This is a genomic window from Nonomuraea turkmeniaca (assembly GCF_005889735.1).
GTDB lineage: Bacteria > Actinomycetota > Actinomycetes > Streptosporangiales > Streptosporangiaceae > Nonomuraea > Nonomuraea turkmeniaca.
Genome location: NZ_VCKY01000294.1, coordinates 1 through 11,519, shown reverse-complemented (window position 1 = coordinate 11,519; position 11,519 = coordinate 1). Strand labels below are relative to the sequence as shown.

General features: G+C 69.7%; 10 protein-coding genes and 1 pseudogene. 9 read left to right on the top strand and 2 right to left on the bottom strand.

Annotated features, from left to right (window positions below; all coding sequences use genetic code 11):
• The 5 genes and pseudogenes from ETD86_RS47845 to ETD86_RS47825 all read left to right on the top strand — a co-directional run.
• Positions 1-726, top strand: a pseudogene (locus tag ETD86_RS47845) (hypothetical protein); the annotation flags it as partial.
• Between the two features lie 109 nt (positions 727-835).
• Positions 836-2,053 (top strand): glycosyltransferase, encoded by a 1,218-nt coding sequence (locus tag ETD86_RS47840; RefSeq protein WP_138673268.1) that lies wholly within the window; start codon positions 836-838, stop codon positions 2,051-2,053.
• Between the two features lie 2 nt (positions 2,054-2,055).
• Complete coding sequence (locus tag ETD86_RS47835) at positions 2,056-2,754, top strand: class I SAM-dependent methyltransferase (protein WP_138673267.1); 699 nt, start codon at positions 2,056-2,058, stop codon at positions 2,752-2,754.
• 36 nt (positions 2,755-2,790) lie between these two features.
• The gene (locus ETD86_RS47830) at positions 2,791-3,462 is read left to right on the top strand and encodes a polysaccharide deacetylase family protein (RefSeq protein ID WP_170223673.1); all 672 of its coding nucleotides are present in this window, start codon (positions 2,791-2,793) and stop codon (positions 3,460-3,462) included.
• Positions 3,463-3,492: 30 nt separating this feature from the next.
• Positions 3,493-4,962 carry a hypothetical protein gene (locus ETD86_RS47825; protein ID WP_138673265.1) on the top strand — a complete coding sequence of 490 codons (1,470 nt, stop codon included), beginning with the start codon at positions 3,493-3,495 and terminating at the stop codon, positions 4,960-4,962.
• Positions 4,963-5,000: 38 nt separating this feature from the next.
• Here ETD86_RS47825 and ETD86_RS47820 read toward each other — a convergent pair whose 3' ends face one another.
• Complete coding sequence (locus ETD86_RS47820; protein WP_138673264.1) at positions 5,001-5,906, bottom strand: CHRD domain-containing protein; 906 nt, start codon at positions 5,904-5,906, stop codon at positions 5,001-5,003.
• 185 nt (positions 5,907-6,091) lie between these two features.
• On the opposite strand from ETD86_RS47820, the gene ETD86_RS47815 reads away from it, so the two are divergent.
• The 3 genes from ETD86_RS47815 to ETD86_RS47805 all read left to right on the top strand — a co-directional run bounded on the left by ETD86_RS47815 (position 6,092) and on the right by ETD86_RS47805 (position 9,000).
• Positions 6,092-6,298: a hypothetical protein gene (locus ETD86_RS47815; protein WP_211370767.1), complete on the top strand. Its 207-nt coding sequence runs from the start codon at positions 6,092-6,094 to the stop codon at positions 6,296-6,298.
• Positions 6,299-6,763: 465 nt separating this feature from the next.
• A complete protein-coding gene (locus tag ETD86_RS47810; RefSeq protein ID WP_246149375.1) occupies positions 6,764-8,320 on the top strand; it encodes a DUF1996 domain-containing protein in 1,557 nt (518 codons plus the stop codon).
• Positions 8,321-8,550: 230 nt separating this feature from the next.
• The gene (locus ETD86_RS47805; RefSeq protein ID WP_138673263.1) at positions 8,551-9,000 is read left to right on the top strand and encodes a nitroreductase/quinone reductase family protein; all 450 of its coding nucleotides are present in this window, start codon (positions 8,551-8,553) and stop codon (positions 8,998-9,000) included.
• A gap of 242 nt (positions 9,001-9,242) precedes the next feature.
• Here the strand turns inward: ETD86_RS47805 and guaA are convergent, their stop codons facing one another.
• On the bottom strand, positions 9,243-10,790 hold the full coding sequence (gene guaA / locus ETD86_RS47800; RefSeq protein ID WP_138673262.1) for a glutamine-hydrolyzing GMP synthase: 1,548 nt from the start codon (positions 10,788-10,790) through the stop codon (positions 9,243-9,245).
• Positions 10,791-10,887: 97 nt separating this feature from the next.
• On the opposite strand from guaA, the gene ETD86_RS47795 reads away from it, so the two are divergent.
• The coding region (locus ETD86_RS47795) for a hypothetical protein (RefSeq protein WP_138673261.1) at positions 10,888-11,519 on the top strand (632 nt) is incomplete at its 3' end.

Here is an 11,519-nt window from a genome sequence, read left to right as displayed (position 1 = left end):
GGCCCGGCGGGCAAGGTGCCCGAGTCGTTCCAGCTCCTCGGATACTCCCGTATCGGGCCGAACCCCGTCTCGGCCCGGCTCGGGGCGGGCGTGGCCGTCATGGTGGCGCAGGTCGAGCCGCCTGGGGGTGCGCTGGAGCGGGTGGTGGTGCCGTACCTGATGCTCGCGGTCGCGGCGGCGGTGTTGTGGCGGTGCGGGACCGTGCTGGCGGCGGTGGCATTGCTCGCGGGGTACGCGGTTCCGGCCTCCGTCCGTGACGTGGTCGCGCACGTCACGCCCGCGACCGGGGAACGCGAGCAGGTGATCCCCGACGGCGCGCTGGAGGCCGGCAGGTGGTTGCGCGACCACTCCTCGCCCGCTGACGTGGTGGCCACCGACCTGCACTGCCGTCGCCTCACGCGGCGCTCGTGCGACAGCAGGCACTACTGGGTGTCGGGGTTCACCGAGCGGCGGGTGCTGGTGGAGGGCTGGGGGTACGCCGAGACCACGCTGTCGCGCACCCCGCTGTTCGTGACGTCGTACCTGAAGGTGCCGTTCGCGGATCCGGGCCGGCTGGCCGCGAACGACGCGGTGTTCGCGGCGCCGACCGCGGAGAACGTCCGGCACCTTGCCCGGAAATACGGGGTCAAGTGGCTTTTCACCGGGGCGAATCCATATTTGGGGAATTTCGCCACCCTGCGGTTCCACAACGCGTCCTTCTCGGTTTATGAGCTCACCGGGAAGTAAAGTCACCCCCGCTCAGCGGAATGGTGAGAGGAAATCGCACGCACCTCACTGAACGCCCCGAGCAACATTTCCCTGGACGTACGGCCACAGGCAAAGGATCAGGGAATCTATGGAAACGCGTGCCGCCACGGAGCCGGCCCCCCACGTCCTCGACACCGCCGCCCGGCTCGCCGGCGTCGACATCGTCATCCCCGTGCTCAACGAGGAGCGTGCCCTGCCCGGCTGCGTGCGTACGCTGGCCGCCTTCCTCGACGGCGGCTTCCCGCTGCCGTGGCGCATCACGATCGTGGACAACGGCAGCACCGACGCCACCTGGCCGGTCGCCACCGCGCTGGCCGGGGAGTTCGACCGTGTGCACGCCCGCAGGATCGACGTGCGCGGCCGGGGCGCCGCGTTGCGCGCGGCCTGGCGGGACAGCCCGGCCGACATCGTCGCGTACATGGACGTCGACCTGTCGACCGACCTAGACGCACTGTTCCCGCTGGTCGCGGCCGTGGCCAGCGGACATTCCGAGATCGCCATCGGCACCCGGCTCGCGCACAGCGCGCGTACCCGCCGGTCGCTGCGCCGTGAGGTGGTGTCACGCGGCTACAACGCCCTGCTCCGGTACGGTTTCGGCGCCGGGTTCAGCGACGCCCAGTGCGGTTTCAAGGCGGCCAGGACCGACGTGGTGCGGCCGCTCATGGACAAGGTCGAGGACAACGGCTGGTTCTTCGACACCGAGTTGCTCCTGCTGGCCGAGCACAACGGGCTGCGGGTGCACGAAGTGCCGGTCGACTGGATCGAGGACATGGACTCGCGCGTCCGCGTGGTCAGGACCGCGATGGACGACTTGAAGGGCCTGGCCAGGCTCGCCTGGTCGATGTCCACGGGCCGGGCCGGGGTCGGGGTGACCAGGTCCGAGCCGACGCCGAGGCATCCGGACGCGGTCGTGGCCCGGCCGCGGGCGGTGACCTGGGCGAAATTCCTGTCATTCGCCACGATAGGCGTTTTCTCCGTCATCCTGTACACACTCATTTATCTCCCGCTACGCGAATTCTGGCCGCCGGCGACCGCGAATTTGGGCGCGCTCATCCTCGCGGGAATCATCAACACCGAGGCGAATCGCCGATGGACGTTCGGCCGGGTGAGACGCAGCACCATGCATTTCCGCGCGGCGGTGCTGTCCGCCACCAACTACGCGCTCACCACTGCCGCCGTGCTAGCGGTGCCGCCGGAGGCCGGGCGGCCGGCCGAGGTCGGCGCGGTCGTCGGCACGTACTTCCTGCTCACCGCGATCCGCTTCACCGCGCTGGACCGCTGGGTCTTCTCGCGTACAAGGGACTGATCATGGAAGGGACAGAGATCCGCCGCCTGATCGCGCTGGAGGACGACCACTGGTGGTACCGCGAGCGGCGGGCCATCCTCCGCAGGGAGTTGCGAGGGCTCGGCCGCCCGGGGCGGGCGCTGGACATCGGGGCCGCCGGCGGCGGGAACACCAGGGTGCTGGTCGAGGCGGGCTGGGACGCGACCGCGACGGACAGCAGTGAGACGGCCGTCGAGCTGGCCAGGCAGCGCGGCATCAAGGCCGTGTGGGCGGACGCGCGGGCGCTGCCGTTCGAGCCGGACAGTGTGGAGCTGGTGACCGCGTTCGACGTGCTCGAGCACATACGCGAGGACCACCTGGTCACCGCGGAGATCGCCAGGGTGCTGGTGCCGGGCGGGCACGTGCTGATCGCGGTGCCGTGCGACATGGCGCTGTGGTCGCCCCACGACGACGCCGTGGGCCACGTCCGCCGGTACCACCGTGACTCCCTCACGGACGTCGTCGAAAAGGCCGGGCTCCAGGTCGAGCGGATCTGGAGCTGGAACGTGCTGCTGCGGCCCCTCGTGGTCCGGCACCGCCGCAGCTCCCAAGGCAGCGACCTGCGTCAGATGCCGGCCGTGGTCAACGCCGGTCTGGCGGCTATCGTCGCGGCCGAGCGGTATCTGCCGGTCAAGTCACGCAAGGGTGTGACCTTGTTCTTGCATGCCAGGCTCAGGGGGTGAGAGCGGCGGGACGGCATTGGGCCTAGGCTGTCATTTGTGGTGATTCACGCCTTACTCGCAGCCTCGCTGGTCCTGACCTCCGCGCCCGCCGCACAGGCGCAGATCGATTGCACCCGGGTGAAGTGCCTGGCGCTGACGTTCGACGACGGTCCGGGAGAGACCACGCCCGCCCTGCTCAAGACGTTGAAACAGGCGGGGGCGAAGGCGACCTTCTTCCTGGTGGGCAAACAGGTGGAACGCCGCCCGAAGATCGCCAAGCAGGTGCTGGCGCAGGGGCACGCGATCGGCAACCACACCTACTCGCACGCCTCGCTGCCCACGCTGCTCGACGACGAGATCTTCACGGAGCTCGAAAGCACCCAGGAGATCATCGAGGACGCGACCGGGCGGCGGCCGGTGATGTTCCGCCCGCCGTACGGGCACACGGACGATCGGGTGCTGGCAATGGCCTACCAGACGGAGCTGGCGCAGATCATGTGGACGGGCACGACGCTCGACTGGCAGCTGCGTGACGCCAAGAAGATCAAGGCGGCGGTGCTCAGGCTGGCCCAGCGGAACGGCGTGATCCTCATGCACGACACGGTCCCGGCGACCGTGAAGGCCATGCCCGGCATCGTCAAGGAGCTCAAGAAACGCGGCTATCACCTCGTCACGGTGTCGACGCTGCTGCGTGGCAAGGGACCGAAGTCCGGGGAGAGCTACTTCTAGCGGATCTTCCTGCAGCTCGGAATCGGAGACATGGGGAGCGACACAACCGTCGAACAGCCCAAGCCCTGGGCCGGCCTCGCGATCTTCCTGGTCATGCAGGCCGTCCTCGGGTGCTGGTGGGCGGCCTTCTACCCCGGCCTGTTCAGTCGCGACTCGGTCCTCTACCTCAGCCACACCGTCGTCGGCCCCTGGGTGAGCGATCACTCCGTGATCTACGACGCGCTGTTGTGGCTGAGTTTCCGGACGACCGGCGACCTGGGCGCGGTCACATTCGCGCAGACCACGGCCATGGCGGGGGCGCTGACGTTCCTGGCCCAGTCGTTGAAGGAGCTCGGCGCCCCCCGCCGGTTCACCACGGCGGTGGCGATGCTCATGCCGCTGGCGCCGCCCGTGGGGGCGTTCGCGGTCACGTTGTGGAAGGACGTGCCGTTCACGATCTGCGCGGTGGCGATCGCGGGCATGTGCGCGCGCTTCGCGGCCAGGCGCACGGTCACCTGGCCTGGGCTGGCGGGCCTCGGCGCGCTGATGCTGGCGCTGGGGTTGTTCCGCGCGAACGGCTTCCTCGTCGTGGGCGTGGCCGTCGTCGTGCTGGTGCTGATCGTCAGGACCATGCGGGTACGCCTGCTGCTCGCCGGCACGGTCGCCGCGGCCCTTCCGATCGTGCTCACGAACCTGGTGTTGCCGCACGTCGGCATCGCCGCCCCGGCGAAGACGTACGTCTACCACACGGCCTTCGGGGACATCGCGGTCGCGTACCGGGACCGGCCGGAGCTGTTCAGCGAGCAGGACAAGACGCTCATGGCGTCGGTGGCGCCGCTGGACCGGTGGTGGTGGGGCGGGACCTGTCACACGATCAACCCGCTGATCTGGCGGGGCGACTTCAGCTGGCAACAGGCCGACGCGCACACCACCGAGCTGCTCGGCCTGTGGAAACGGCTGCTGGTCAGTGAGCCGCGGCTGATCGTCGACGCGCGCCTGTGCCGGGGGGCGATCGCCTGGAAGCCGGTGCAGGATCCGTTGTCTACGGGTGGAGCGACGTACCGTTTCTCGCGGCGGCCCACCGCCGACACCTACGTCGGGCCGAACAAGGTGCCCGACTTTCCCGGGCGCGAGGTCTACACGCTGCGGCCGTTGTCGTCCGAGCTGAACCAGGTGGCCGATCAATGGCTCACGGCTTCGCTGGCGCCCGGATACGACTGGATGTTGTGGCGGGGGGCGTCGTGGGCGTACCTGTCGTACCTGGCCGTGGCGCTGGGGGCGGTCGTGCTGCGCAACCGGTACGTGGTGGGCGTGGCGGCCGTGGTGGCCGGGCAGCAGCTGGCGGTGCTGGCCAACATCTCGGCGCAGGACTTCCGGTACATGGCGTCGCCGATCTTCATCGGGGTGCTGCTGGTGCCGTTGCTCTTCAGGAGCGCGGGGCTGCTCGCGGCCCGGCTCGTACGGCGGGCGCGCCCCGCTCCGGAGCCCGCGGCCGAGCCGGCCAAGGGCGAGCACCTGTGACGCGCGGGCACCCGCCGGCTTGACCAGGCCGGAGATCCCTACCAATCGCCCTTGTACAGCTGGCCGCGGACCGCGCCGCCGGGGAACTCGGCGTTGTGCAGGTTGGCGTACCAGTTCTTGGGGTTGTTCTTGATGCGGGAGGCGACCTGGGCCGAAGCGGTGGCCGTGCCGGCCAGGCCGTTGACGCCGGCGGGCAGGCCCTTCTCGGCGGTGAAGAACGGCACCGCCACGGGGCCGTTCTTGCCCTTCGGCGCGCGGTGGATGTGGGCGGCGGTCGGCGGGGCGACCCGGTTCCAGGCCGCGGCGAAGTGCACCTTGGTGCCCTTCACCCAGACCAGCCACGCGGCGCGCCCGTCCGGGTCGCCGACCTTCATGCCGGGCGCCGGCACCTCCTGCCGGCCGTCGGCCACCGCGGTGAGCGTGGTGCGGTTCCCGACGGCCAGCACGGACTCGAGCACGACCGGCCGGATCCGGTACAGCTGCGCGCGTACGGCGCCACCGGGGAACTCGGCGTTGTGCAGGTTGGCGTACCAGCCCCTGGGGTTGTGCATGATCCTGTTGAGCAGCCCGAAGTCCTTGACCAGGACGGTGCCCTTGACGGCGCTCAGCGAGGCGGGCAGCGCCTGGCCGAAGAACGGGATACGGACGTCACCGTTCTGGCCGGCGTTGCCTCGATGGATGTGGAAGCCGGACGGCGCGGCGACCTTGTGCCAGCGGATGGCGTAGTCGACCCGGTTGCCGTGGATGCGGAACACGGCGATCGCACTGCCGTTGCCGTCACCGACCTTCATGCCCGGTACGGGTACTTCGTTCTCGCCCTGAAGTTTCGCCGCGAAGTACATCGGGGTGTTCGATTCGGCCTGGGCGGTGGCCGGGCTGAAGGAGGCGGCGATCAGCGCGGTGGCGAGCGCGAGGCCGGGGACGGTGAGGATGCGCTTCGTCATGATCGACCCTTTCAGAGGCCTCAAGACGTGAGGCCCCCATAGCGGAGGTAACGCAGGGTGGTACGCCCCGCGTCACCCGCGAGGTTCAATCCGCGTGTGTGGACAAATACGCATTGGGTCGCCGATTGGGTTTTGCGTACAGTGTGCGCATTCGAGTACGTCGTCTGCTGCGCACAGCGCTCATCATGTCCAGCACCCTGTCGATCCTCATCACCGTCTTCGACGAGCAGGAGCGGCGTAAGGCCATGGCCGCCTGGAGCGCGGTCGCCACGGTCGGCCTGGTGGGCGGGCCCGTCCTGGGTGGCGTGCTGATCGCTGGTTCTGGTGGGGCGCCGTCTTCCTCATCAACGTCCCCATCGCCGTCCTGGCCATCGTCGCGGCGATCGTGCTGATGCCGGAGTCCAAGGGGCCGTGGAGCAGACCGTCGCCTCCCTCGTCTTCAACACCCTCGGCGCCACCCTGGGCAGCAGGATCGGCAACCGGGCGTTGATCGTCACCGGGCTGACCGTGATGGCCGGCGGCTCCGCGCTGCCGACCGCCCCGTCCTCGGTACGTTCGTCGCGCTGTTCGTGCTCGGCGCCGGCGGCGGCCTGCCGTGCCCGCCTCCGCGCCCGACCAGGCCAAGCGCTCGATCGCGGACGCGCTGGCGCTGGGGATGGCCCAGCCCGCCCGGGACGCCTTCACCAGCGCCATGGGCTGAACCGTTCCGTCTGCGGTCCCGTACCTCTCGAAGATCGGACATTCCCGCCCGGAAGGAGGAGCGGATGCGGAATCTGTTCGGGGGAAGGCGATTCAGACCGTGGCGAGGAGCCATTTTCCTAGGTGGAATCATCGCGCTCGCTCTGGCGGGGTCGCCGGTGGCGGCGCATGCGGGCACAGCGGCGCAGACGATCGTCTGCCCTGGTGTCGCCGGCCAACTGCCTGAGATCCCGGCCGCCGCCCAAGCCGAGGTCGACCGTAACCTCGCCCTACTCGACAAACAACTCCAAGAGGCGAACGACCGACTGGCCCGCTCAGTCGGGCAAGGAGGCCCCAACTTCGTCCAGAACGCCATCCTCGGCCCCCTCGCCTCCAAACGAGGCGCCGCCATCGACCGCATCGCCCTCGCCATCGGCCGCGTCGCCCAGCGCCCCACAGGCCTGGACAACCTGGCCACCTGCACACTCGGCGACTCGGCCGCACCCGCACCCACCGACGACGCGACCGCCGCCCCCAACCCCAGCTCGCCCCCAGATCAGGGGACGGGGACGGGACAGAGCATCGTCTGCCCCAGCGTGGCCGACAAGCTGCCTGAGATCCCGGCCGCCGCCCAAGCCGAAGTCGACCGCAACCTCGCCCAACTCGACAAACAAATCGACGAAGCCAACAACCGACTCGCCACCTCAGCCGGACAAGGAGGCCCCAACTTCGTCCAGAACGCCATCCTCGGCCCCCTCGCCTCCAAACGAGGCGCCGCCATCGACCGCATCGCCATCGCCATCGGCCGCGTCGCCCAACGCCCCACAGGCCTGGACGACCTGGCCACCTGCACACTCCGCAACGCGGGGAGCGCGACGCTGACGGCCGCCGACTTCGTCGATATCCAGGAGGTGCCGGCCGCTGAGCAGCCGGAGGCGGGCGAGAGCGCCTCAACAGGCACCTTCGTCTCCCGATGCGGCACGAGCAGTGAGGACCACACGAACAAGGACAACGCGATCACGGCCCCGGGCGTGACCAACGGAGCCCAGGCCCAGTACGACTACGTCGGCAACCTGTCCACCGACGCGATCTCCACCAACGAGAGCCTCTCCGACGCGGACACCACCTGCCGCAACCAGGCCGACCAGTCCGCCTACTTCTGGCCGGCCCTGCTCGTACGCGGGGCCGATGGCGCCGAGCCGGACGGCACGGCCGTACAACCGTCGTCGGTGCGGTTGGAGTACCGCGGCAACCCGGCATCCGAGGTCACCGCGCCGCCGCAGTTCCTCAGGATGCTCGCCGGCGATGCCAGAGCCGCGACCAACGGCGGCGACGAGGCCCGCCCGACCTTCACCTGTACGGGCTTCACCGACCGCCTGACGGACAAGTACCCGATCTGCCCCTCCGGTAGTGACCTGGTCCGCGTCTTCGACATGCCGAGTTGCTGGGACGGCGAGAACATCGACAGCGCCGACCACCGCACACACCTCACCTTCCCCGATGAGGACGGCGCCTGCCCGAGCGGCACCCAGGCGGTACCGCAATTGCGCCTGACGCTGACGTACGACGACGTCCCCGACGCCGAGCCCGAGGGCACGAATGTCCCGTTCGCGGTGGACGGATTCGCCAGCGAAGGGAACAGCCCGACCACCGACCACGCCGGCGCCATCGTCGTGATGTCGGAGCAGCTCATGAACAAGGTCGTCCAGTGCGTCAACGGCGGCAAGAAGTGCTGACCGCGTAGACGACCTGCCGGCGGCCGGGCCTCGCCCTCGTGCGGCGAGCCCGGCCGTCGGACCCGTTCTGCGGGGACATTGTCAGGGGCTCATGCGTGGAAACGCTCGTTGCCGTTCGGAACTCGCGGAGGCAATCTGCGCAGCCGCCAAAGAGGTCGATACCACTAGGGTATCGGTCGAGACCAAGCCGGTGTTGGCCAGTCATCGACCCGGTTTGATGACATCGAGCCATGAATCCTGACGATGATCGGGCGACCGAGGCGCTGTCATCGCATTACCGGCGGCCGGGCTGGTTCGCCATCCACATGATCAATCCGCTCATGCGATGGCTCGGTGCGGCCAGCACGCTGCACGTTGCGAGGCGCACCTCTGGCGCCCTCCAACGGATACCCGCGAACGTCCTGGAACTCGCCGACGGCTATTACCTGGTCTCGGTCCGGGGCCAGACGGACTGGGAGCGCAACCTCCGCGCCGCCGGCCGCTGCACCATCAGCCGGCGCGGCCGCCGAGACGAATACCAGGCGGTGGAACTGTCCGGCGATCGGCGCGAGCAGGTCATCGCCGCCTACCGGGCCCACTGGAGCTCCGGGCAAGTGCAGCGCCTCCTCGACGAACTTCCCGACCTCGACGATCACCCCGTATTCCGTCTCGATCCCGCCGACCGGTCAACCCACAGCTGATCGAGCGGGCCGCACGAGCCTGACAGCCGGCGCAGGCCCCCAGATCAGTGGCGACCGACATCGTCTTTTCCTCGCTGGGTGATGCCATGCTCCAGAACATCAGGCACGCCGTGGTGATGGGCGGTTCGGTCCTCGTCCTGGTCGCGCTGGTCATCGTCTAGCTTCCCGCGCGACCTCCGGAGGACGGCCCGCATGGCGCGAAGGTCGGCAGCGGTCCTCGATGGGCCCGTGCCGTGGTGAAGTCACTCCCACTCGATGGTGCCCGGGGGCTTGCTCGTCACGTCCACGACGACCCGGTTGATCTCCCGGACCTCGTTCGTGATCCGGGTCGAGATCCGCGACAACACGTCGTACGGCACCCGCGCCCAGTCCGCCGTCATCGCGTCCTCCGAGGTGACCGGCCGCAGCACCACCGGATGGCCGTACGTGCGCCCGTCACCCTGCACGCCCACCGAGCGCACCTCGGCCAGCAGCACCACCGGGCACTGCCAGATCTGGCGGTCGAGGCCGGCCCGCGACAGCTCTTCGCGGGCGATCGCGTCGGCCTCCTGGAGCAGGGCCAGGCGCTCGCGGGTCACCTCGCCGACGATGCGGATGCCGAGGCCGGGGCCGGGGAACGGCTGGCGCCAGACCATGGCGGAGGGCAGGCCGAGCTCCTCGCCCGCGCGGCGCACCTCGTCCTTGAACAGCGCCCGCAGCGGCTCCACCAGCCTGAACTGCAGGTCCTCCGGCAGGCCGCCGACGTTGTGGTGGGACTTGATGTTGGCGGTGCCGGTGCCGCCGCCAGACTCGACCACGTCGGGGTAGAGCGTGCCCTGGACCAGGAACTCCACGGGGCCGTCGGCCATGATGGCGCGCTGCTCGTCCTCGAAGACACGGATGAACTCGCGGCCGATGATCTTCCGCTTCTCCTCCGGGTCGGTGACGCCTTCCAGCGCCTTGAGGAAGCGGTCGGAGGCGTCCACCACGCGCAGCTTGACGCCGGTGGCGGCGACGAAGTCGCGTTCGACCTGCTCGGCCTCGCCCTTGCGGAGCAGGCCGTGGTCGACGAAGACACAGGTCAGGCGGTCGCCGATGGCGCGCTGGACGATCGCGCCGGCCACGGCCGAGTCCACGCCGCCCGACAGTGCGCAGATGGCGCGGCCGTCGCCGACCTGGCGGCGTACGGCCTCGACGGACTCCTCGACGATGTTGAGCATCGTCCAGGTCGGGCGGCACCCGGCCGCGTCGAGGAAGTGCTTGAGCACCACCTGGCCGTGCTCGGAGTGCAGGACCTCGGGGTGGAACTGCACGCCGTAGAGGCCGCGCTCGGCGTGCTCGAAGGCGGCGACCGGGGTCTCGCGCGTCGAGGCGGTCACCCGGAAACCCTCGGGCGCGGCCGCGACGCTGTCGCCGTGCGACATCCAGACCTTCTGGCTGGCCGGCAGACCGGCGAAGATGATGCCCTCGTCGAGCACCTCGAGCGCGGTGCCGCCGTATTCGGCGACACCGGTGCGGGCCACCGTGCCGCCGAGCGCCTGCGCCATGGCCTGGAAGCCGTAGCAGATGCCGAACGTGGGCACGCCCGTCTCGAACAGCCCGTGCGGCACGGGCGGTGCGCCCTCGGCGTAAACCGAGGAGGGACCGCCGGACAGGATGATCGCCTTGGGCTTCTTGGCGATCATCTCCTCGACGGGCATCGTCGACGGAACGATCTCGGAGTAGACGTGGCACTCGCGCACCCGCCTGGCGATGAGCTGCGCGTACTGCGCGCCGAAGTCGACCACCAGCACTGTGTCGAATTCAGACACCGTGAGAACCCCCCAAAGGCGAAATGCGGTACCCACAGTCTATCGGCCCCGAATATTGCGCCTGGCCTGGCGCGGAGACTCGTGCTAACACAGAACGATGGATCTTGTCTGGCCGGCTGCCGCGTGGGCCCTGTGGGTGGCCGCGCTGGCCGCCGCCTTCAAGGTGTCCAGCCGCGAGCGGGCGCCGCAGGCGCTCCCTGCGCGGGACGCCCCGCAACCCGTGGTGGAGCTCCTGCGCGGCATGCGGGCGCAGGAGATCTTCCATTCGGCGCTGTTCGAGCTGGCCGGGCGCGGGTGGGCGACGGTCGAGGGCGACCGTCTCGCGCTCCGGAGCGCAGGAGTTCGCGACGAGAGAGCGAGGGACGAGCCAACGAGGAGCGAAGCGGGCGCGACCATAAGCACGCCATCTCGCGGGGAGCCGCTGCTGCCGTACGAGCGGTGGGTGCTGGAACGGGTGGCCGCCCGGATGGCGGGGGCGCCGTACGCGCCGGTCATCGCGCTCATGCCGGACGGCGCCGATCTGGAGAGCGAGTTCATGCCGCTGGTCCGGCAGTGCGCGATCGATCTCGGCCTGGCGCGGCGGCGCTGGCCCACCATGATCGTGCCGGTGCTCCTGGCCATCGCGCTCGCCGTCCCCTGGTACGCCACCGTCTCCAGGGCCGGGGTGTCGTGGCTCGGGGGGATCGCGACGATGGTGTCGTTCGTGGCGGGGATGAGCCTGCTCATGGG

Excerpts from the sequence above, each read along its gene's own strand:
- ETD86_RS47835 (WP_138673267.1), top strand. The coding sequence starts at position 2,056 with ATGGAAGGGACAGAGATCCGCCGCCTGATCGCGCTGGAGGACGACCAC.
- ETD86_RS47825 (WP_138673265.1), top strand. The coding sequence starts at position 3,493 with ATGGGGAGCGACACAACCGTCGAACAGCCCAAGCCCTGGGCCGGCCTC.
- ETD86_RS47840 (WP_138673268.1), top strand. The coding sequence starts at position 836 with ATGGAAACGCGTGCCGCCACGGAGCCGGCCCCCCACGTCCTCGACACC.
- ETD86_RS47805 (WP_138673263.1), top strand. The coding sequence starts at position 8,551 with ATGAATCCTGACGATGATCGGGCGACCGAGGCGCTGTCATCGCATTAC.
- ETD86_RS47820 (WP_138673264.1), bottom strand. The coding sequence starts at position 5,906 with ATGACGAAGCGCATCCTCACCGTCCCCGGCCTCGCGCTCGCCACCGCG.
- ETD86_RS47815 (WP_211370767.1), top strand. The coding sequence starts at position 6,092 with ATGTCCAGCACCCTGTCGATCCTCATCACCGTCTTCGACGAGCAGGAG.